The 19,896-nt window shown below is 67.9% G+C and carries 20 protein-coding genes; 13 read left to right on the top strand and 7 right to left on the bottom strand.

The annotated features are described in order from the left end of the window. The 4 genes from ACJ8FR_RS03345 to ribA form a co-directional block, all read left to right on the top strand. Positions 1-586, top strand: a 586-nt coding sequence (locus ACJ8FR_RS03345) for a DNA translocase FtsK (RefSeq protein ID WP_407827194.1), incomplete at its 5' end; no start/stop codon positions are given. A gap of 85 nt (positions 587-671) precedes the next feature. Then, a complete protein-coding gene (locus tag ACJ8FR_RS03340) occupies positions 672-1,277 on the top strand; it encodes a LolA family protein (RefSeq protein ID WP_407827193.1) in 606 nt (201 codons plus the stop codon). 204 nt (positions 1,278-1,481) lie between these two features. Beyond that, positions 1,482-2,276 (top strand): exodeoxyribonuclease III, encoded by a 795-nt coding sequence (locus ACJ8FR_RS03335; protein ID WP_407827192.1) that lies wholly within the window; start codon positions 1,482-1,484, stop codon positions 2,274-2,276. Further along, positions 2,273-3,331, top strand: a complete 1,059-nt coding sequence (gene ribA / locus ACJ8FR_RS03330; RefSeq protein ID WP_407827191.1) for a GTP cyclohydrolase II — start codon at positions 2,273-2,275, stop codon at positions 3,329-3,331. The genes ACJ8FR_RS03335 and ribA overlap by 4 nt, the downstream gene beginning before the upstream one ends. Here the strand turns inward: ribA and ACJ8FR_RS03325 are convergent. The 4 genes from ACJ8FR_RS03325 to hemC all read right to left on the bottom strand — a co-directional run bounded on the left by ACJ8FR_RS03325 (position 3,316) and on the right by hemC (position 6,875). After that, a complete protein-coding gene (locus ACJ8FR_RS03325; protein WP_407827190.1) occupies positions 3,316-4,425 on the bottom strand; it encodes a serine hydrolase in 1,110 nt (369 codons plus the stop codon). The two genes, ribA and ACJ8FR_RS03325, sit on opposite strands and share 16 nt — an antisense overlap. Before the next feature lie 75 nt (positions 4,426-4,500). Continuing rightward, on the bottom strand, positions 4,501-5,301 hold the full coding sequence (locus ACJ8FR_RS03320; RefSeq protein ID WP_407827189.1) for a hypothetical protein: 801 nt from the start codon (positions 5,299-5,301) through the stop codon (positions 4,501-4,503). Continuing rightward, a complete protein-coding gene (locus ACJ8FR_RS03315; RefSeq protein WP_407827188.1) occupies positions 5,298-5,963 on the bottom strand; it encodes a uroporphyrinogen-III synthase in 666 nt (221 codons plus the stop codon). The genes ACJ8FR_RS03320 and ACJ8FR_RS03315 overlap by 4 nt, the downstream gene beginning before the upstream one ends. Then, a complete protein-coding gene (gene hemC, locus ACJ8FR_RS03310) occupies positions 5,964-6,875 on the bottom strand; it encodes a hydroxymethylbilane synthase (protein WP_407827187.1) in 912 nt (303 codons plus the stop codon). A 52-nt stretch (positions 6,876-6,927) separates the two neighbouring features. Here hemC and tsaD point away from each other — a divergent pair, with 52 nt between their 5' ends. Both tsaD and ACJ8FR_RS03300 read left to right on the top strand, forming a co-directional pair. Beyond that, positions 6,928-7,959, top strand: coding sequence for a tRNA (adenosine(37)-N6)-threonylcarbamoyltransferase complex transferase subunit TsaD (tsaD, locus tag ACJ8FR_RS03305; protein ID WP_407827186.1), 1,032 nt, complete (start codon positions 6,928-6,930; stop codon positions 7,957-7,959). Continuing rightward, on the top strand, positions 7,956-8,936 hold the full coding sequence (locus tag ACJ8FR_RS03300; protein WP_407827185.1) for an NAD(P)H-dependent glycerol-3-phosphate dehydrogenase: 981 nt from the start codon (positions 7,956-7,958) through the stop codon (positions 8,934-8,936). The genes tsaD and ACJ8FR_RS03300 overlap by 4 nt, the downstream gene beginning before the upstream one ends. Here ACJ8FR_RS03300 and ACJ8FR_RS03295 read toward each other — a convergent pair. Beyond that, entirely contained in the window at positions 8,933-9,130 is a 198-nt protein-coding gene (locus ACJ8FR_RS03295; protein ID WP_407827184.1) for a DUF1674 domain-containing protein, read from the bottom strand. The genes ACJ8FR_RS03300 and ACJ8FR_RS03295 overlap by 4 nt on opposite strands. On the opposite strand from ACJ8FR_RS03295, the gene ACJ8FR_RS03290 reads away from it, so the two are divergent. From ACJ8FR_RS03290 to purH, 4 genes are read left to right on the top strand one after another with little or no spacing between them, the layout of a single operon-like run. Next, complete coding sequence (locus ACJ8FR_RS03290) at positions 9,129-10,379, top strand: RsmB/NOP family class I SAM-dependent RNA methyltransferase (RefSeq protein WP_407827183.1); 1,251 nt, start codon at positions 9,129-9,131, stop codon at positions 10,377-10,379. The two genes, ACJ8FR_RS03295 and ACJ8FR_RS03290, sit on opposite strands and share 2 nt — an antisense overlap. A gap of 18 nt (positions 10,380-10,397) precedes the next feature. Then, positions 10,398-11,054, top strand: coding sequence for a ribulose-phosphate 3-epimerase (rpe, locus tag ACJ8FR_RS03285; protein ID WP_407827182.1), 657 nt, complete (start codon positions 10,398-10,400; stop codon positions 11,052-11,054). Next, a complete protein-coding gene (locus tag ACJ8FR_RS03280) occupies positions 11,051-12,697 on the top strand; it encodes a heparinase II/III family protein (protein ID WP_407827181.1) in 1,647 nt (548 codons plus the stop codon). The genes rpe and ACJ8FR_RS03280 overlap by 4 nt, the downstream gene beginning before the upstream one ends. Before the next feature lie 13 nt (positions 12,698-12,710). Next, a complete protein-coding gene (gene purH, locus ACJ8FR_RS03275; RefSeq protein WP_407827180.1) occupies positions 12,711-14,303 on the top strand; it encodes a bifunctional phosphoribosylaminoimidazolecarboxamide formyltransferase/IMP cyclohydrolase in 1,593 nt (530 codons plus the stop codon). On the opposite strand, the gene ACJ8FR_RS03270 is transcribed toward purH, so the two are convergent. Both ACJ8FR_RS03270 and polA read right to left on the bottom strand, forming a co-directional pair. After that, positions 14,300-15,898, bottom strand: a complete 1,599-nt coding sequence (locus ACJ8FR_RS03270) for a lipopolysaccharide biosynthesis protein (RefSeq protein ID WP_407827179.1) — start codon at positions 15,896-15,898, stop codon at positions 14,300-14,302. The genes purH and ACJ8FR_RS03270 overlap by 4 nt on opposite strands. Next, positions 15,895-18,720: a DNA polymerase I gene (gene polA, locus ACJ8FR_RS03265; protein ID WP_407827178.1), complete on the bottom strand. Its 2,826-nt coding sequence runs from the start codon at positions 18,718-18,720 to the stop codon at positions 15,895-15,897. Before polA ends, ACJ8FR_RS03270 begins: the two co-directional genes overlap by 4 nt. Before the next feature lie 154 nt (positions 18,721-18,874). Here polA and ACJ8FR_RS03260 point away from each other — a divergent pair, with 154 nt between their 5' ends. The 3 genes from ACJ8FR_RS03260 to ACJ8FR_RS03250 are packed head-to-tail and all read left to right on the top strand — an operon-like array spanning position 18,875 to position 19,864. Beyond that, positions 18,875-19,276, top strand: coding sequence for a helix-turn-helix domain-containing protein (locus tag ACJ8FR_RS03260; protein ID WP_407827177.1), 402 nt, complete (start codon positions 18,875-18,877; stop codon positions 19,274-19,276). Beyond that, positions 19,273-19,671, top strand: coding sequence for a VOC family protein (locus tag ACJ8FR_RS03255; protein ID WP_407827176.1), 399 nt, complete (start codon positions 19,273-19,275; stop codon positions 19,669-19,671). Before ACJ8FR_RS03260 ends, ACJ8FR_RS03255 begins: the two co-directional genes overlap by 4 nt. Further along, entirely contained in the window at positions 19,664-19,864 is a 201-nt protein-coding gene (locus ACJ8FR_RS03250; RefSeq protein ID WP_407827175.1) for a KOW motif-containing protein, read from the top strand. Before ACJ8FR_RS03255 ends, ACJ8FR_RS03250 begins: the two co-directional genes overlap by 8 nt. Positions 19,865-19,896 lie beyond the last annotated feature (32 nt).

Genomic DNA, 19,896 nt, shown 5'->3' with positions numbered 1-19,896 from the left:
GCGGCTGGCGCAAAAAGCGCGCGCGGCGGGAATCCACCTGATCATGGCGACGCAGCGCCCCTCGGTCGATGTGATCACCGGCGTCATCAAGGCGAACCTGCCGACGCGCATCAGCTTCCAGGTGACGAGCAAGATCGACAGCCGCACCATCCTCGGCGAGCAGGGCGCCGAGCAGCTGCTGGGCAAGGGCGACATGCTCTACATGCCCGGCGGCAAGCAGATCATCCGTGTCCACGGGCCGTTCGTTAGCGACGAGGAGGTGCGCGCCGTCGCCGAGCATTGGCGCAAACAGGGGTCGCCGGAATATAACCATGCGGTCACCGAGGAGCCGGAGGACGGCGGCTATCTGTTCGACGGACAGCCGACCGGCGAGGACGACGCCGAGACCCAGCTCTACCGGAAAGCAATCCAGATCGTCGCCGAGAGCCAGAAGGCCTCGACCTCCTACCTCCAGCGCCAGCTTCGCGTCGGCTACAACAGCGCCGCCCGGCTGATCGAGCGGATGGAGAAGGACGGACTTGTCGGGCAGCCGGATCATGTCGGCAGACGCGAGGTCCTGATCGACCCCGACGGTCACCCCCTCTGAGCCTGAACGGACCGGAACCGGAAGGTTCAGAGCGCATTCAACGGGCAAGCGCCAGTTGCGTGCGGTGAACCTCAGGAGTTTTCGAATGACCCCGATGACGACCTTTGCGCGCGCCATCTTGCCCGCCGCGATCTTGGCCTCGGCACCGGCGGCGGCGGCGGACTCGTCAGATCTCGCGCGCCTTAAGGGCCATCTCGCCGCGGTCCAGACGATGACCGCGAACTTCGCGCAGACTGATGCCAAAGGGCGCACGGACAGCGGCACGCTCCAGCTCAAGCGGCCGGGGCGCGTCCGCTTCGAATATTCGGGCGGCGATCTGCTCCTCGTCGCCGACGGCAAGAGGCTCAGCTTCCTCGACTATCAGGTCGGGCAGAAATCGAGCTGGCCGCTCGGCAAGACGCCGCTCGGGCCGCTGCTGTCGGGTTCGCCCGACTTCAACGGCAAGGCCGAGATCCTTCCGAGCACGGACAGCCGCGTGGTCGTCGCCCGCGCCAGGAATGCCGGCCAATATGGCCAGCTGACGCTCGCCTTCCTGCGCAACGCTTCCGCGCCCGGCGGCTTGCAGCTTTATGGGTGGACGGCGATCGACCCGCAGAACCACCGCACCACGGTCAAGCTGTCGGATGTCCGCTACAATGTCGCCGTGCCGGACGGCGCTTTCACTTATGCCGAACCGAAGAAAAAACATTAGGTGACAAAAGTTTCACTTCGATACCCGTTCATCGCAATGTCAGGCGCGCGCTCCTAAATAGACCACCGGTGTCGCATGCCCGGGGTTTCCCCCTGTTACCCAGGTCCGCGGCACCCCTTGCGTGACAACGCTCGGCGGCCCTCGCTCCATGCCCCCGGAGCGGGGGCCTTTTGCTTGACGGGGTGACGGGGCTAAGCGCCAGGCGTGACTCAGCGGCTCAAGATCGCTTCATGGAACATCAACTCGGTGCGCGCGCGCATCGGGCTGGTCGAGCGGCTGATCGCCGAGCAGCAGCCGGACATCCTGTGCCTGCAGGAGACCAAGGTGCTCGACAGCATCTTTCCCGCCGATTTGTTCCACCGCCACGGCTACGTCCACGCCGAACTGAACGGCCAGCAGATGCATCATGGAGTCGCGATCCTCAGCCGCGTACCGCTCAAGGACCCGGGCAAGCACGACTGGCAGGACAATGGCGAAGCGCGGCATGTCGGCGTTCGGCTGCCGTGCGGCATCCGGCTCGAGAACGTCTATGTTCCCGCCGGCGGCGATACCCCGGACCGGACCGTCAATCCCAAGTTCGGCCAGAAGCTCGACTTCATCGGACGCATGACCCGCTGGTCGGAGGGCCTTAACGAACCGACCGTCATCGTCGGCGACTTCAACGTCGCGCCGCTCGAATGCGACGTCTGGAGCCACAAGGCGCTGCTGAACGTCGTCAGTCACACCCCCGTGGAAGTCGAGGCGCTGACCCGCCTCCAGCAGGCGCACGGCTGGATCGACATCGGCCGCCGCTTCGTGCCCGCGCCCGGACGCTGCTTCACCTGGTGGAGCTATCGCTCGCCGGACTGGACGAAGAACGACCGCGGGCGCAGGCTCGATCACATGTGGGCATCCCCCGAGCTCGCCGGACACATCAAGGCGCATGCCGTGCTCGAGCCGTGCCGCAACTGGGAGCGTCCGTCGGACCATGTTCCGCTAATCTGCGAGATCGAGGTTTGAGCGGCAGCGGCGTCCGCACCGCAATCGCGCTGCTGCGCGGCGGAAGGCCGATCCGAATCGCCGGTCCGGTGACGATCGCAGTGTGCGCGGTCGAAACCGCCACTCAGGACCTGCTCGACCTGCTCGACCCGGCGCACCAGGCCCGGCTTCTGATCAGCGGGCAGCGCGCCGCCGCGCTGCACCTCTCGAATGAGCGCGATGCGGCCGATCCGGCGGCGCCGGTCCTCATCGGCCATGCGCCGTGGCTCGATGTGGCAACTGCGCGGGCGATTGCCGATCCGGGCCAGGACCTCGACCGGGCCCCCATCGGCCCGCTCCACCCGCTCAGTCCCGATTGCGTGGAAGCGAGCCGCGCTGCGCTCGACCTTGCGCGCTCCGCCGGCCTGCTTCCGGCTTTGTGGGTGCTGGAGCCGAGCGCCGCCGAGTTTTCCGTGTCGGTCGGCGATGTCGCACGCGAGCGCCAGCAGCCGTCGGTCGAGATCGTCGCCCGTGCGCGCCTGCCGCTCGAGGACATGCCACCGACCCAGATCGTCGCCTTCCGCGCGTCCGATGACGGACAGGAGCATGTGGCGCTGCTGATCGGCGCCTTCGGCGGCAAGCCACCGCTGGTGCGCCTGCACAGCGAGTGCCTGACCGGCGACGTGTTCGGCTCGCTGAAATGCGATTGCGGGCCGCAGCTCAACGAGGCGCTGCACATCATCGGCGCGGCGGGCGGCGGCGTGCTGCTCTATTTACGCCAGGAGGGGCGCGGCATCGGCCTCGTCAACAAGGTCCGCGCTTATTCGCTGCAGGATCGCGGGCTCGACACGGTCGACGCCAACCGCCGGCTGGGCTTCGCCGACGACGAGCGCGACTACGGCCATGCCGCGGCGATGCTGCGCGCGCTCGGCATCGATCGTGTGCGGCTGCTGACCAACAATCCCAACAAGGTCGGGGGGCTCGAAGCCGCCGGGATCAAGGTGATCGAGCGGGTCGCCCACCAGATGCCCGCCAATCCCCACAACGCCGATTATCTCGCGACCAAGCGCAAGCGCAGCGGTCACCTGCTCGGCTGAACCGCCTGGGGCTCGGCGGCCGGCGCATATTGCATGTCGTGCTGCGCGATGACCGCCCGGACGACGTCGTTCATCATCGCCATGCGCACGGGCAGCGGCACCGACGTCAGCTTGATCATCACCGCGACGGCATAACTTCTACCGTCAGGCCCGGTCAGGATCCCGATGTCGTTGTAGCCCGCCTGCTGAGGACCGAGGACCTGGCCCGTCCCGGTCTTGTGATTGAGCACCCAGCCGGGCTGGAGTCCGCCTTTCAGTCGGTTGGCCCCGGTCTTGGTGTGGCTCATGATGTCGAGCAGTAGCTGCGTCGACGTGGGCGAGAGGAGCTCGCCGCGCTTGAGGCGCGCGAGCGCATTGACGACTGCGCTCGGCGCCGCCCCATCGTAGGGATCGGCGACGTAGTGGTTGAACGCGGCCTCGCGCCGCGCCGGCGGAAGCGAATCGCGGGCGTCGAAGAAGGCATTGCCGATCGAATAGCTCGGGTTCCAGCTGAGCCCGGCGATCCGGCTCTGGAGCGCGCGCTCGCCACTGTAGAAACGGATCGCGCCGAGGTGCTTCGCCTTGATCATCGCGCGAACGGCGTCGGGGCCGCCAACCGAGCGCATCAGCTTGTCGTTGGCGGTGTTGTCGCTCTGCGTGATCTCGCGCACCATCAGATCGCCGAGGGTTGTTGTGTAACTGCCCGTCTTCAGCACCTCATCTGCGATCGGCTGGTGGAAGAGAGTCAGGTCGTCCGTGGTGAGCGTCACCGGGTCGTCGAGCGTAACCTTGCCTTTGTCGACAGCATCGAGCGCGGTGATCGAGACCCACAATTTGCTGACGCTTTGCTGAGGATAGAGCTGATCGGCGTTCCAGCCGGTCAACCAACCCTCGCCGATCGATTTGACGGCAATGCCGACGCGGCCGTCGAAGCTGCGGCCGAGGTCGTTGATGCGGTCGCGGAGATATTGGGGCGCTGGCGACACAGGGCGCACCGCCGGTGACGCCTTTTGTGGCGGTGATGGAGCGGTCTGCTGGTTGGTCGCGGACGCGCTGACCGAAGCTGCGGCGGCCATTGCGAAGCCCGTCCCGATCCGCTTCCCCAGTGACGTCATGGCCTCGCCGCTTCCCACGATCTTTTCTATCTTCGCAACGGCTTAGCCCGGGGCGCCTGAACCTGTGATGTGCGCTCAGCGGCCGCCGTTCGGCCCGGCCAGGAGCGCCGCCGATTCGATTTCGTCCAGCGCGCGATGGGCAGCAACGTATCGGCGGGCCTTGGCAACCCAGTCGCTCGCTCGGGCAGCGCCGGGCATTCGCATCGTCTCGGCCAGCGCCTGGTCAACGTCGCCCGACGACAGGCGGCGGAGCGCGCGGTTGTAGCGGGCTTCGGCATTGACCGCCGGGCGTTCGGCGCGGTGCACCTCGACCAGCGAGCCGAGCTCGCGCTGGAGGTTCGTCCACCAATTGTCCTGCGGGCCGCCGCGGCGAAGCTCGGGCCCGAGCGCCTCATATTCGCTGGTCAAATCCTCGAGCCGGACCGGCTGGTGCGAGGCGGTGATGACCGTCGCCACCGCGGCCTGGTGCTGCGCGCCAAAACGGTCAGTCAGGAGATTTTCGAGATAGCCGAGCGCCACTCCGCGATCGATCGCGCGGCGGGCGGCGAACGCCACGACCAGCGCGTCGGCCCGGCCGGCGAAGCCTTCGGCACGCTCGGTCGCGTTCTGCACTTGTGAGAGGCGCTGCTCGAGCGCAGCAATCCGCGCATTCTCCGTGTTGGCGGTTGGCGTTGGCGCCGGTTCGGGAGGCAGCGGTTCAGAAACTCTCGCGAGGTTCGGCGTTGCCAATGGCGGTTGCGCGGCAACGCCCAGAACGCGCGCTGCCCGGGGGTAATGTCCAAGGCTCCACACGGCCGCGCCCGCGCCGGCAATGATGAACACCAGCGCGACGAGCAGCCGCGCGCCCCAGCCCATGCCATTGCGGGTCCCGTTCATTCCGGGTCCGGCTTGTTGCACAGCCTCGCGGCAAGGGCCAGCAGCGCCGCGTCGGTCGGCTGGTCCGCCGTTTCGACGACGCGCCAGCCGCTACCCACGGCATCAGCCGCCGCGACGCTGATCGCCGCGACCGCGATCGCGCCGCGATCGCGCACCAGCTCCGCGAAACGTGCGCCTGCGCGCGGCGAGTGGACCAGCACGACGCAGCCGTCAGCGCTCGTCAGGTCGGGCGCTGGCAGCGGTATCGACCGGTACACGGTCACGGGCGTGATCGCGTGCCGCGCGTCGCTCGGCGCTGCGCGATCGGCCCCGCACAGATGGAGCAGCCTGAGCTCGGGCCCGATCGAGCCGAGCAGGCGATCCACGCCCGCATCGCCGGTCGCAGCGACGTCGAACCCGGCCTCGCGCGCCGCCTCACCGGTCGTCTCGCCCACGGCATAGACCTTGAGCGCGCGCAGTCGCTGCAGTCCATCGCCGCCGGCGCGCAAGGCATTGGCGCTGGTCAGCAGCAGGCCGTCGAATTCGTCCGCCTCGGGCGCCTGCCACTCGACCGGCTCGACTTCGAACAAGGGCACGGCGGCGGCCTCCAGCCCCATGGCGCGGGCCTTGCCGACCGTCGCGTCGGCGCCCGCCTGGGGGCGCAGGACCAGCACGCGCTTCATTCAGGCGCCGAACAGCCTCCGGATCGATTGCGGCGCGTCGGCGAGCAGCGAGCGGGCGAGCGCTTCCGCCGGGCCATTGTCGCCGCAATCGAGTAGCGCGCGGCCCTCGACCATGTCGGCGCCGTCCTCGCTGAACATTTGCGCGCGGAGGCGCAGGTCGCCGTCTTCGAACGCGCAGAAGGCGGCGACCGGCGAGTGACAGGTCCCGCCCAATGCCCGGGTGAAGGCGCGTTCGGCGGCGACGCAAGAGAAAGTGATGCCGTTGTTCACGGTGCTCAGCACGCTTTGCGTGCGCGTGTCGTTGGTGCGGCATTCCATCCCGATCACCGCCTGACCCGCCGCGGGGAGCATCACTTCGGTCGGGATCGCGGTTCCGGCGTCGATCTCGAGGCGCTTCAAGCCCGCCGAGGCGAGCAGGATCGCATCGACCTCGCCGCTTTCCACTTTCTGGAGCCGCGTTTCGACATTGCCGCGGATCGGCACGATCTGAAGATCCGGGCGCAGGCGGCGAAGCTGCGCGGTGCGCCGCGGCGAGGAGGTGCCGACGCGCGCGCCTTGCTTGAGCAGCTCGATCGACTCGGCGCCGACGATGCGGTCGCGCACGTCCCCGCGGGGACGGACGGCAGCAAGGTGGATTTCGGGCGGCCGCTCGCTCTCCACGTCCTTCACCGAGTGGACGCAAAAATCGACCTCGCCATCGAGCAGGGCGCGATCGAGCTCCTTGGTCCACAACCCCTTCCCGCCGATCTCGGCCAGCGGGCGGTCCTGGACCTTGTCGCCGGTGGTCTTGATCTCGACGATCTGGACCCAGCCGTCGGGCCAGCGCTGCGCGGTTTCGATCGCCGCGGCGACCTTGCGCGCCTGCGCCAGCGCCAGCGGCGATCCGCGAGTCCCGAGGCGTAGTCCCTGCATGTCCCTCCCCCTAGTGCATTGCCGCGCCTTCAGGCAAAGGGCCGGACGCGAAATGACCGTGATCCTTGGCCTTGAAAGCAGTTGCGATGATAGCGCGGTGGCGCTGGTCACCAGCGACCGGCGAGTCCTGGCGCAGGCGGTGGTCGGCCAGAACAGCGCGCACCAGCCCTATGGCGGCGTGGTGCCGGAGATCGCCGCGCGGGCCCATGTCGAAATCCTGCCCGGCCTCATTGCGAAAGTGCTGGATGACGCCAAAATGTCGATCCGTGAGGTCGATGCGGTGGCGGCCACGGCCGGGCCCGGCCTGATCGGCGGGGTGATGGTGGCGCTGCTTGCCGGCAAGGGACTGGCGCTGGCCGCCGGCAAGCCGTTGATTGCGGTCAATCATCTCGAAGGGCATGCGCTGTCGCCGCGTCTTGTCGATCCCGACCTCCATTTCCCTTACTTGCTGCTGCTCGTCTCGGGCGGGCATTGCCAGTTGCTCGAAGTGCGCGGGGTCGGCGACTACCGGCGGCTCGCGACGACCATCGACGATGCCGCCGGCGAAGCGTTCGACAAGGCCGCCAAGCTGCTCGGCCTCCCCTATCCGGGCGGGCCGGCGATCGAACAGCTCGCCCGGCACGGTGACGGCACGGCGGTCCCGCTGCCGCGCCCGCTGGTCGGCTCGGCCGAGCCGCACTTCTCCTTCGCCGGCCTCAAGAGCTCGGTGCAGCGCGCGGTCGCCTCGGGCAGTTACCGCGCGGAGGACATCGCCGCGAGTTTGCAGCAGGCGATCGTCGACTGCCTCGTCGACCGTACTCGTCTGGCGCTGGACAAGACGGACGCACCGACGCTGGTCGTCGCCGGCGGAGTCGCGGCCAACCAGGCGATCCGCGGCGCGCTTGCCGAACTGGCATCAGCCAACGGCCGCGCCTTCAGCGTCCCGCCGGCCTGGCTGTGCACCGACAATGGGGCGATGATCGCCTGGGCCGGCATGGAACGATTTACGGCCGGGACGAGCGACGCGCTCGATGTCCCGGCGCGCGCGCGCTGGCCGCTCGACGAGAGCGCCGAAAAGGTGCGCGGGGCAGGCGTCAAGGCATGAAGCTCGGGGTGATCGGGGGCGGTGCATGGGGCACAGCCCTGGCACAAGTCGCCTCGGCGGGGGAGCACGAGACCCTGCTCTGGGCGATCGAGCCGGACGTCGTCGAATCAATCAATGAGCGGCATGAGAACCCGCTGTTCCTCGCCGGCGTCCCCCTCAATCCCGCAATCCGCGCGACCTCCGATCTCGCCGATCTCGCGGGGTGCGACGCCTGGCTGGTCGTCACTCCGGCCCAGCACATGCGCGCGGTACTCGGTCAGGTGGCTGATTGCGACAAGCCGTTGATCCTCTGCTCCAAGGGGATCGAGGAGAAGAGCGGCGAGCTGCTCCACAAGGTTGCCAGGCAGACCTGTCCGCGCGCCGGGATCGCGGTGCTGTCGGGGCCGACTTTCGCCCACGAGGTCGCGAAGGGGTTTCCGACCGCCGTCACCCTCGCCGCCGAGGATGAAGCGCTCGCCGAGCGGCTGCGCGACCGGATCAAGCAGCCGACGTTCCGAATCTATATCTCGGATGACGTCGCCGGGGCGGAGATCGGCGGCGCGGTCAAGAACGTGCTCGCGGTCGCATGCGGGGTGGTCGAGGGCAAAGGGCTGGGCCAGAACGCGCGCGCGGCGCTGATCGGGCGAGGCTTTGCCGAGATGACCCGCTTCGGCCTCGCCTTCGGAGCGCGGCGCGAGACCCTCGCCGGCCTGTCGGGGCTCGGCGACCTCGTGCTGACCTGTTCGTCGGTCAGCTCGCGCAATTATTCGCTCGGCAAGGGCATCGGCGAAGGCCGCGCGGCCGCCGAGCTGTTGGCGGATCGGAAAACGGTGGCCGAGGGCGCATTCACCGCGCCCGTGCTCGCCCGGCTGGCGCGGGAAAAGGGCATCGACATGCCGATCGTCGATGCGGTCGATGCGTTGATCGCGGGCCGGGCCAATGTCGACGAGGTGCTCGACGCGTTGCTCACCCGTCCGTCGCGCGCCGAAGGCGTCTAAAAATCGATCGCGATGCCCTTCTTCTCCCAGTCGCCGTAGCGCGTGGGATCGAGCCGCTGCTCCTCACCGGCCGGCGGCTCGGGCCGCGCCGGCGGTTCGGGCTCGGGAATTGGCGGCGAAGGGCTCAAGTGGGCCGGCGCATCAAGGTGTTTCGGGCGTTTCACAAGCCCAAGATGATCGTTCGAGCCTCGCATGCCAAGCGTTGAAGGAGTCGAGGCGCGCCGGGCAGCGCTGCAGATGCTCGACGCAGTGCTGCGCCGCGGGCAGACGATCGAGGCTGTCGGAGCGTCGGCTCGAAACCTCTCCCCGTCCGATCACGCGCTGGCGGTCGCGATCGTCGGCGAAGCGGTGCGGCGGCTACCCGACCTCGACGAACTGATCGACAGCGCGACCCGCCAGCGTCTGCCGGATGACAGCAAGGCGCGGATGGTGTTGCGCCTCGCGCTCGCCCAGAAGGTCGGTCTCGGCACGCCCGATCATGCTTTGGTCGCCACCGCTCTGCCGCTGGTTGACGGCGGGCCCCGGCGGCTCGTCCACGGCGTCCTCGGCACGCTGTTGAGGCGTGGGGTCGCGGTGCCAGATGCGCCGCGGCTGCCGGCGGAGGTCGAGGGCCGTTGGGGCAAGGCTTGGGGCGATGAGGCCGTGCAGGCGGCGCGGCGCCAGATCGCGAAGCGGCCCGCGCTCGATCTTAGCTTTATCGATGATGTGGAGGCACAAGCCTATGCGGCTGCACATGGCGGGACCTCCCTGGCGCCGAACCACGTGCGGGTCGAAAGTTCGTCGGTTACCCAATTGCCCGGTTTCGGTGAAGGCCGCTGGTGGGTCCAGGACCTCGCCGCCTCTTTGCCGGCACGGCTGATCCCGCACGATGCTTCGGCGGTGCTCGACCTGTGCGCCGCGCCGGGCGGCAAGACGATGCAGCTCGCCGCCGCGGGTCACGTGGTGACGTCGGTCGATTCTTCGCAAAACCGTCTCGCCCGGCTGCGCGAGAACCTGGTGCGCACGCATTTGAAGGCCCAACTCGTGCCGGCCGACGCGACGACCTGGGTGCCGGGGCGCGACTTCGACGCGATCCTTCTCGATGCGCCCTGCTCCGCGACCGGCACCTTCCGCCGTCATCCGGAGGTGCTCTATCGGGCTCGCCCGCGGCTCATCGCCGAGAGCGCGGAGGCTCAGGCGAGGCTGCTCGACCGCGCCGCCCAATGGCTCAAGCCGGGCGGCACGCTTGTCTATTCGGTCTGCTCGCTCGAGCCGGAGGAGGGCGAGGAGGTGATCGGCGCGGTCGTCGAGCGCCATCCGAAGTTCGAGATCGGGCCGCTGAGCGCTCTCCCCGGCTTTGTTCCGGCAACCGGGGGAGGCTGGGCCCGAATCCTGCCCGGCCTGCTCGAAGCCGAAGGCGGGCTCGACGGCTTCTTCATGGCGCGCCTTGTCCGCGCCGCCTAAACCCGCTTTATCGAACCCATGCCGATCATCGCTCCATCCATTCTCTCCGCCGACTTCGCCAGGCTCGGGGAAGAAGTGCGCGCGATCGACGAAGCGGGCGCCGACTGGATCCACATCGACGTCATGGACGGCCATTTCGTGCCCAACCTCACCATCGGCCCGGTCGTGGTGAAGGCGCTTCGGCCGCACACGGCAAAGCCGTTCGACGTGCATCTGATGATCGCGCCGGTCGATCCCTTCCTCGACGGCTTCGCGGAGGCCGGCGCCGACATCATCACCGTGCACCCGGAGGCCGGGCCGCACCTCCATCGCACCGTCCAGCGCATCAAGGCGCTGGGCAAGAAGGCGGGCGTGTCGCTCAACCCGGCGACGCCGGCCAAGATGCTCGATTATGTGCTCGACGAACTCGACCTCGTGCTGGTGATGAGCGTCAATCCCGGCTTTGGCGGGCAGAAGTTCCTCACCGGCCAGCTCAAGAAGATCGAGGCGGTTGCAAACCGCGTCGCCAAGCAGAACCTCGACATCCAGATCGAGGTCGACGGCGGAATCGATGCCGACAGCGCTCGCCAGGCGACGGCTGCCGGCGCCACGGCGCTGGTCGCGGGCACCGCGGTGTTCCGCGGCGGCCCCGCTGCATACGCCGACAACATCAAGGCGCTCAGGGGATCGGCGTGACCGACGACGCCGCGGAGCGCGCGGTCGTCGGCAAGCTTGCTCGCGGTTCCTTCCTGTCGCGTCTGACCCGTTCCCGGCAACCGCTAAAGCTCGCCGCGGTCCCGCGCGATCATGTCCATGGCGAACGGACGCGGGGCGACGCCCTGCTCGCCGGACGCTTCACGGTGGGAGCCGAGACGCTTTCGCTCAAGGACCTCGACTTCGCGCGGCTCGGCGCGGCCGGCCAGCTGGCCAGGCACCTGCAGGGCTTTTCCTGGCTCCGCGACCTCGCGGCCGCGGCCTCGCGGGAGAAAGGCGCACGGCTCGCCGAAGCGCTCGTCGGCCGCTGGCTGCTCGCGCATGGGACCCGGATCGACGAGGCTTGGGCGCCGCATCTATGGGGCGAGCGGGTCCTCTTCTGGGCGGCTTACGCGCCTTACATCCTGTCCAGCACCGACAGCGGTTACCGCTCGGCGCTGCTCAACACCCTCGCCCGGGGCGCGCGCAATCTCGATTCGAACGCCGACAAGGCAACTGCGGGCCTCGACCGGATCACCGCCTGGTGCGGCGTGGTCGCGGCGGGCTTGCTGGTGCAGGGCGGAGTGCCCCGGGTTGCGCGCGGCGAAGCCGGACTCGCGCGGGCGCTGGCCTCGGCCCAGTTCGACGACGGCGGGTTGCTCAGCCGCTCACCCTTCGAGCAGATGCTGCTGGTCGACCGCTTCGGACTTCTTCGCGCCTGCTACATGGCGGCCAAGGAGACGATGCCCGAGGGGATCGAGGCGGCCGCGCAGGCGTCGCTCGCCGCATTGCACGGGATCATGATGGGCGATGGCGCGCTGTCGAGCTGGCAGGGATGCGGCCCCGGCGAGCCGGCCCGGCTTGCGGCACTGATCGACGGCTGCGGATTGCGCGCCCGTCCCCTGCGCCAGGCCCGCGGTTGGGGCTATCAGCGGATGTCGGCGCTCGGCACGATCCTTGTGATCGATGCCGCCCCGCCGCCGGCGCAGAGGATCGCCGCGCAGGGATCGGCCTCGACGCTGGCGTTCGAGCTGTCGGATGGCGGGCAACGGCTGGTCGTCAATTGCGGCGGGCCCGGACCGCTGCCGACCGATCTGTCGCAGGAGCTGGTCGAGGGCCTCCGCACGACCGCGGCCCACAGCACCCTCGTCCTCGCTGACACCAACTCCACCAACATCCTTGCCGATGGCTCGCTCGGCAAGGGCGTCGAGGACGTCGCCATCGACCGCAGCGAGGACAATGACGCCAGCCGCCTCGAGGCGAGCCACGACGGCTATGTCCGCGCCTTCGGCCTGGTGCACAAGCGGAGCCTGATGCTCGGCAACGACGGCAAGGAGCTGCGCGGCGCCGACCAATTGCTTGCCAAGGGCCGCAAGAAAATCCGCGAGGCCGCCCCTTATGCGGTGCGCTTCCATCTCGCGCCCGGAGTCGAAGCGACGATCACCGTCGATGGAATGGGCGCGATCCTGCGCTCCAAGGGCGCGCCGCCGTGGAACTTCCGCTGCCGCGGTGGCAACCTGGCGACTGAAGACAGCCTGTGGATCGACGGCCGCGGGCAGGCGCAGCGCACGAGCCAGCTTGTCATCGTCGGCGAAGTCTCGGCATTGGGCGGCGAAATCGGCTGGACTTTCCGCCGCGCCAGCTGACCGAAGGGTAGATATGACCGACCTCGTTCCCGTCCGCCGGGCATTGATCTCGATGTCCGATAAGAGTGGCCTCGACCAGCTCGCGGCAGGTCTTGCAGCGCATGATGTGGAGATCGTCTCGACCGGGGGCACGGCGGCGAAGCTGCGCGCGCTGGGCGCCACGGTGCGCGATGTTTCCGACCTCACCGGTTTCCCCGAGATGATGGACGGGCGCGTCAAGACGCTGCATCCGAAGGTCCACGGCGGCCTGCTGGCCAGGCGCGACGATCCCGAGCATGCCGCGGCGATGGCCGAGCACGGGATCGCCCCGATCGACCTTGTGGTCGTCAACCTCTACCCGTTTCTCAACACCGTGATGAGCGGCGCCGATCGTGACACGGTGATCGAGAATATCGACATCGGCGGCCCGTCGATGGTCCGCTCGGCGGCCAAGAACCACGCCCATGTCGCAATTGTCACCGATCCGGCCGACTATGCGAGCCTGCTGGCCGAGCTCGACGCCAATAACGGCTCGACGACGTTCGACCTTCGCCGCAAGCTCGCCGCCAAGGCTTTTGCGCTGACCGCGGAATATGATTCGACCATCGCCCAGTGGTTCGCCTTCGCCGATCAGGGCGAACGCTGGCCGGCGAACTGGACCTTCTCGTCCAGGCTCAAGATGCCGCTGCGCTACGGCGAGAACCCGCACCAGACCGCTGCGCTCTATCTCCCCGTCGGTCCCGCCGCCCATGGCGTCGCCCAGGCTGACCAGGTCCAGGGCAAGGAGCTCAGCTACAACAACCTCAACGACGCCAACGCCGCGCTCGAACTCGCCGCCGAGTTCCGTGACGCCGACCCGACAATAGTCATCGTCAAGCACGCGAACCCGTGCGGAGTCGCGACCCGCGAAAGTCTCATCGACGCCTGGCGCGAAGCGCTCGCGTGCGACAGCGTCTCGGCATTCGGCGGGATAGTGGCCAGCAACCGGTCGCTCGACGCAACAACCGCCGAGGCCATCACCAACATCTTCACCGAAGTCGTCGTCGCGCCCGATGCCGATGACGGCGCGAAGGCGATCTTCGCCCGCAAGAAGAACCTGCGCCTGCTGCTGACCGGCTCCCTGCCCGACCCGGCCCGCGGCGGCACGAGCATGGCGCTGATCGCCGGCGGAGTGCTCGTCCAGGACCGCGACAACGGTATCGTCACTCGCGAGCAGCTCACGTGCGTGACCAGACGCCAGCCGACCGAGCAGGAGGTGCGCGACTGCCTGTTCGCCTGGACTGTGGCCAAGCACGTCAAGTCGAACGCGATCGTCTATGCGAAGGACGGCGTCACCGCGGGCATCGGGGCAGGCCAGATGAACCGGCGCGACAGCGCGCGGATCGCGGCGGCCAAGGCTCGCGAGGCGGCAGAAACGCACGGCTGGGCGGAGCCGCGCACGGTCGGCTCAGCGGTGGCTTCGGACGCCTTCTTCCCCTTCGCCGACGGTCTGCTGGCCGCGGTTGAAGCCGGCGCAACCGCCGTCATCCAGCCCGGCGGCTCGATCCGCGACGATGAGGTCATCGCCGCGGCGGATGAGGCTGGCTTGGCGATGCTGTTCACCGGCATGCGCCACTTCCGCCACTAGATCACGTCGTCGCTCACCTGGTCGCGCGCGGTGGCCGCATCCTCAGCCTCGCGCAGCTCGCGCACTTCATCCTTGCGCATGGTGAAGAGCTCGCGGTCGTCGGCGGTGAATCCCTTGGTCCACAAGGTCGCGCCGAACGCTCCCATGATCGCCGGCACGCCGATCACCAGCTGGAGTGTTTCGGGCAGCAGCAAGCGGACGGCGGCGCCGACCACGACCCCGGCCGCCGTCGCCCAGGCGAGGTCCCAACGCCAGCCCGACACCGGCTGGCCCAGGGTCTTGGACAGCAGCCGCGACTTGGTGATCGAAGCAAAAGCCAGCGCGAGGCACAGCGCGATCGCCGGCCCCGTCGCCTGATAGGTCAGCGGCAGGCCTTCGTCGCGCATGATCAGGATCAGTGCGACCGCAAGCCCGCCCTCGAGCGCGAGCATGACCAGGCTGATGATCATGTTACGGGTGCGCGCGACGTAAATCAGCGCCGATTCGCTGACGACCGCGGTCGCGGCGATCACTTCCGCGGCAAGCAGGAAGCTGAGCATCGCGGCACCGCCGGTGAACGCCGAACCGACCAGTCCCATGACCGCGCGGCCCGGGATTCCGAGCGCGAGCGCAATGCCGAGCTGGGCGGCGATGATCCAATAGGTCACCTGCCGCAATTGGCTGGCGATCGAAGACCGGTCGCCGGCCGCAACCTTGCGCGCGATGGCGGGCCCGAGCACCGGCTCGAAGCTTGTCTTGAGCTTGGCGGGTAGGGTCGCGACCTGCTGCGCGGCATAATAAATGCCGACGAAGCTTGCCGGAAGGAAGGCGCCGAGCACCGCGAGGTCGATCCTGCGCGATGCCCATTCGACCGTGTCGGCCGCGGCGAGCGGGGCGTTGCGCCAGGCGGTCCACCAGGCGACCGGCAAATCGGGCTTCCACCCGTGCGGCAAGCCGTAGCAGCGCGCGAGCGGGATCAGCGCCGCGACTAGGGCCGCGACCATTGACAGCACGTAGGCAATGATCAGCCCGTCGCCGCGGCTGACCATGATCGGTACGAACGACAAGGCGAACGCGGCAATGCTTTTGGTCCACGGCTCGACGATCGACCGCGCGCGGACCGTGGCCCCGACGTCGTGGTGATAGGCCAGTGCCGCGAGCGAGATATCGGTCCAGGAGATTGCGAGGACGGTGATGGCAAGCAGGCGGTCAAGGCCGCCGACCGGCGTGGTCGGGTACATCGCCTTGGGAAAGGCGAAGAGGATCGCCATGCCGATCGCCGAACCGATTGCCGCGACGAGCAAGGCATCGGCGACGATGCAGGCTTGCGGCTTCTTCGCGTTGGCGAGCAATTGGGCGAGACCACGCCGCAGTCCGAGCGCGCCGATTTGGGCGGCGAACTCCACGACCAGCACGGCGTAGGCGAAGCGTCCGAGCTGCGCGGCGCCATAGATCCGCCCCGCGATCAACAGGAAAGGTATCTGCCCCGCGAGCCTGAGCCCGAAGCCGAAGATGTTCAGCCGGCCGCCGCGCGCGAGCGTCGCCATGTCAGCATCCGGCGCGGCGGCATCGAGCGCCTCGGCGTTTGACGCGGCAGGTTGTTCGCGGTCGCTCAATGCGCCGCGCCCCAATGCTCGCCCCAGCCGACCTCGACGTCGAGCGGGACGTCGAGCGTCATCGCCGGCTCGGCGGCATGTCCCATGACCTGTTTGATCACCGCCGCCGCCTCTTCCTCGCGCCCGCCGGGGACTTCGAACACCAGCTCGTCATGCACCTGCAGCAGCATCCTGACGCCATCGAGTCCGGCATCGGCAAGCGCCTGGTCCATCCGCGCCATCGCGCGTTTGATGAGGTCAGCGCTGGTCCCCTGGATCGGCGCGTTGATCGCCGCCCGCTCGGCGCCGCCGCGGATCGACGGATTGGGCGAACGGATGTTGGGCTCGAAATGAGTCTTGCGCCCGAACAGGGTCGTGGTGAACCCATGTTCGCGGGCGAACGCCAGCGTGCTGTGCGTGAACGCGCGGATGCCCGGGAAGCGCTCGTAATAGCGGTCGATGATCGCCTTGCCCTCGTCCTTGGGCACTCCGAGCCGCCCGGCAATGCCCCAGGCGGAGCTGCCGTATAAAATGGCAAAGTTGATCGTCTTGGCCTGGTTGCGCGTGTCGCGGTCGACGCGGCCGAACAGCTCCTCGGCGGTCAGGCTGTGGATGTCGACGCCCTGCCGGAACGCCTCCTTCAGCTGTGGCACGTCGGCCATGTGCGCGGCGAGCCTCAGCTCGATCTGGCTATAATCGGCGGAAAGCAATTTGTAGCCCGGCTCGGCGACGAACGCGTCCCGGATCTTGCGCCCGATCTCGGTGCGGATCGGGATGTTCTGCAAGTTCGGGTCGTTGGACGACAGCCGCCCGGTCTGCGCGCCGGTCAGCGAGAAGCTGGTATGGACCCGGCCCGTCTCGGGGTTGATCTGCGCCTGCAGCGCGTCTGTGTAGGTCGACTTGAGCTTGGTCAGTTGGCGCCATTCGAGCACCAAGGTCGCGCATTCCACGCCCTCGGCCGCGAGCCGCTCGAGCTCATTGACGTCGGTCGAATATTGCCCGCTCTTGCCCTTGCGCCCGCCTTGGAGGCCGAGCCGGCCGTAGAGCACTTCGCCCAGCTGCTGGGGGGAGCCGATCGTGAACGGCCCGCACGCCGCCTCGTAGATCCGCTCCTCGAGCCGCGCGGTCTCCTCGGCGAACTCGCGGCTCAACCGCGCAAGATAGTCGCGGTCGACCTTGATCCCGCGCCGCTCCATCCGCGCGAGAACCGGCACGAGCGGCCTGTCGATCCGGTCATAGACCCGGGTCACGTTCTCCTGCGCCAGCCGGGGTTTCAGCCGCAGCCACAGCCTGAGCGCGATGTCGGAATCTTCGCCGGCATATTCGGTCGCCGGGCCCAGCGGCACCTTGTCGAAGGTGATCTGCCTGGAGCCCGAGCCGCACAGCTGCTTGTAGGGGATGCACTCGTGGTCGAAGTGCAATTTGGCGAGCTCGTCGAGGCCGTGGCCGAAGCTCCGCCCGGCGTCGAGGTCGAAGCTCATGACCATCGTATCGTCGACCGGCGCGACGTTGATCCCCGCCTTATCGAACATCACCCAGTCATATTTGAAATTGTGCCCGATCTTGAGCACCGCCGGGTCTTCGAGCAGCGGCTTGAGCTTGGCCAACACCAGCGCCGTCGGCAGCTGATTAGGCGCATCCGAATAAAGGTCGGCGCCACTGTGCCCGACGGGGATGTAGCAGGCGCGGTTGGGCGCGGTCGCGAGGCTCACACCTGCGAGCCTGGCGATGATGCAGTCGATGCAGTCGGTCTCCGTGTCGATCGCGACCACGCCCAGCGCCGTCGCCTCGGCGATCCAACGGTCGAGCGCCGCCTCGTCTGTGACGGTTTCATATTTTGACCGGTCGACCTCGATCTGCTCGGCCGGTGGAGGACCCGCCGGCTTCTTGTCGAGCGACGCCATGACGCCATTGATGCCGCCGCCGCTGCTGCTCCGCCCCTGCGACGGCCCGCCGGCCTCGAGGCGGGCGAGCAAGGTCTTGAACCCCTGGTCTGCCAGAAACTCCGCCAGCGGCTCCTTGGGGATGCCTTTCAGGGCCAGGTCCTCGAGCGGCTCGGGCAGCGGCGCTTCGCACACCAGCCGCACCAGCTCGCGGCTCAGCCGCGCGTCGTCGGCAAAATCGATCAGCGACTGCTTCAACTTGGGCTTGGTGATCTGGTCGGTGCTGGCGAGCACGGTCTCGAGGTCGCCGAATGCCTGGATCAGCTGGGTCGCGGTCTTGGGTCCAATCCCCGGCACGCCCGGCACATTGTCGACACTGTCGCCCATCAGCGCGAGCACGTCGCCGACTTTCTCGGGGCCGACGCCGAACTTCTCGATCACCGCCGCCTCGTCGATCCGGCGGTCGTTCATCGTGTCGAGCATGTCGATCTGGCCATCCTCGATCAGCTGCATCAGATCCTTGTCGGAACTGACAATGGTCACCCGCCAGCCCGCCTTCTTCGCCGCCGTCACGTAGCAGGCGATGATATCGTCGGCCTCGAGCCCCGCTTCCTCGATGCACGGGATCGAAAAGGCGCGGGTGGCGACGCGGATCAGCGGGAATTGCGGGACCAGGTCCTCGGGCGGCGGTGGCCGGTGCGCCTTGTACTGGGCGTACATCTCGTTGCGGTGGGTGTGCTCCGACGCGTCGAGGATCACCGCCATGTGGGTCGGACCGTCGGCCTTCGTCAGGCCGTCCGCCAGCTTCCACAGCATGGTCGTATAGCCATAGACCGCGCCCGCCGGAGTCCCATGGCGGTTGGTCAGCGGCGGCAGCCGGTGATAGGCGCGGAAGATGTAGCTCGACCCGTCGACGAGGTAGAGGTGGGGCTGGGCTGGAGGCGTGGCGGCATCGGGCATGAACGATCTGGTTTAGCAGGGTGGCGCCGCGAAGGAAGCTGTCGCATTGGTCGATTAAGGCGTCCCGCTCGGTCGGGGATTGGGGCACCCGCCTGCCCCGCTTTGACCGGTGTCGACCTTGCCGGAACGGCTGTTTCCGCCGTAAAAACGGGCGATGGCGCTGCCTCAATATCTCGAACGGGAATTCGAACGGCGGAGGGCGCGAAATCCGTGCTACTCCCTTCGAGCCTTCGCGCGCGACCTTGGCTGTGACCATTCGACACTGTCGCAATGGATTCGCTCGAAGCGTCCGTTGACGAAGGAGGCGTCGGAACAGGTTTGCGCGGCGCTCGGCGCGCGCGGTCCGGATCGAGAAATCATCTGCGAGATCGATACCATCGACCTCTCCGTCGTCGCCGCCATCCGTGAAGCAGAGACGAATAGTTCAGAGTCGGTCGCGCGCCGGGCGAACGCGACGATCGACGAGGTCAATCAGTCGCTATTCAAATTGATGAGGCTCGGCGTCCTTCGGATGCAGGGAACCGACTGGCATTTGATGAAGAAGGAAATCCGATGACCAACAGCGTTCGCCATTGGCAATTTCTGACCTCGGACCCGGACCGGACAGCCGCGTTTTACGGCGATCTGTTCGACTGGCCGGTCTCCAATGCCAACGGCATGGGGTATCGGACCGTATCGTCGAGTGGTGGAGTTGGCATTGACGGAGGGATTTGGCCTACTCCGCCCGGCGGTCCGGAAGGGGTCCAGATTTACGTCGAAGTCGCCGACATCGACGCAACCCTGGCCCGGGTTCGCGAGCTCGGGGGAACGGTGGTGCTGGAAAAGCAGGTTCTGCCCGACGGCGACGCCATGGCCCTCGCGATGGATTCGCTTGGCCGCTCGTTCGGGCTGATGACCCCGGCAAGTGCCGAGAATCATTTCGTCGGGAGCGACGGCAAGTCCCATGACTAATCCAGCCCAGGCGCCCGGTCCGCGCAACGGAGACCACTGCTCGGTGATTGCCGGAACCCACGCCGGTAAGTCGGGCGTCGTCGAAGACCGCAAGACCAGCAAGACGGGTCACGTCACCATCACCGTGCGGCAAGGCAACGGCATCCGGTTCAAGACTCTCGCGAAGAATGTCGCCGTCGCAGAACAGGGCTGACGATCTGCCCACTCCGGGCATGAACGATCGAA

It is taken from the genome of Sphingomonas sp. (assembly GCF_045810705.1).
In the GTDB taxonomy this organism is placed as follows: Bacteria; Pseudomonadota; Alphaproteobacteria; order Sphingomonadales; family Sphingomonadaceae; genus Sphingomicrobium.
The sequence above is the reverse complement of the archived record's forward strand: the minus strand, read 5'-3'. Positions and strand labels throughout refer to the sequence as shown.

What these genes read in the sequence shown, in the direction of transcription:
- ACJ8FR_RS03340 (WP_407827193.1), top strand. Translation starts at nt 672, where the DNA reads ATGACCCCGATGACGACCTTTGCGCGCGCCATCTTGCCCGCCGCGATC.
- ACJ8FR_RS03325 (WP_407827190.1), bottom strand. Translation starts at nt 4,425, where the DNA reads ATGACGTCACTGGGGAAGCGGATCGGGACGGGCTTCGCAATGGCCGCC.
- ACJ8FR_RS03320 (WP_407827189.1), bottom strand. Translation starts at nt 5,301, where the DNA reads ATGAACGGGACCCGCAATGGCATGGGCTGGGGCGCGCGGCTGCTCGTC.
- ACJ8FR_RS03315 (WP_407827188.1), bottom strand. Translation starts at nt 5,963, where the DNA reads ATGAAGCGCGTGCTGGTCCTGCGCCCCCAGGCGGGCGCCGACGCGACG.
- hemC (WP_407827187.1), bottom strand. Translation starts at nt 6,875, where the DNA reads ATGCAGGGACTACGCCTCGGGACTCGCGGATCGCCGCTGGCGCTGGCG.
- tsaD (WP_407827186.1), top strand. Translation starts at nt 6,928, where the DNA reads ATGACCGTGATCCTTGGCCTTGAAAGCAGTTGCGATGATAGCGCGGTG.
- ACJ8FR_RS03300 (WP_407827185.1), top strand. Translation starts at nt 7,956, where the DNA reads ATGAAGCTCGGGGTGATCGGGGGCGGTGCATGGGGCACAGCCCTGGCA.
- ACJ8FR_RS03290 (WP_407827183.1), top strand. Translation starts at nt 9,129, where the DNA reads ATGCCAAGCGTTGAAGGAGTCGAGGCGCGCCGGGCAGCGCTGCAGATG.
- ACJ8FR_RS03295 (WP_407827184.1), bottom strand. Translation starts at nt 9,130, where the DNA reads ATGCGAGGCTCGAACGATCATCTTGGGCTTGTGAAACGCCCGAAACAC.
- rpe (WP_407827182.1), top strand. Translation starts at nt 10,398, where the DNA reads ATGCCGATCATCGCTCCATCCATTCTCTCCGCCGACTTCGCCAGGCTC.
- purH (WP_407827180.1), top strand. Translation starts at nt 12,711, where the DNA reads ATGACCGACCTCGTTCCCGTCCGCCGGGCATTGATCTCGATGTCCGAT.
- polA (WP_407827178.1), bottom strand. Translation starts at nt 18,720, where the DNA reads ATGCCCGATGCCGCCACGCCTCCAGCCCAGCCCCACCTCTACCTCGTC.
- ACJ8FR_RS03260 (WP_407827177.1), top strand. Translation starts at nt 18,875, where the DNA reads ATGGCGCTGCCTCAATATCTCGAACGGGAATTCGAACGGCGGAGGGCG.
- ACJ8FR_RS03255 (WP_407827176.1), top strand. Translation starts at nt 19,273, where the DNA reads ATGACCAACAGCGTTCGCCATTGGCAATTTCTGACCTCGGACCCGGAC.
- ACJ8FR_RS03250 (WP_407827175.1), top strand. Translation starts at nt 19,664, where the DNA reads ATGACTAATCCAGCCCAGGCGCCCGGTCCGCGCAACGGAGACCACTGC.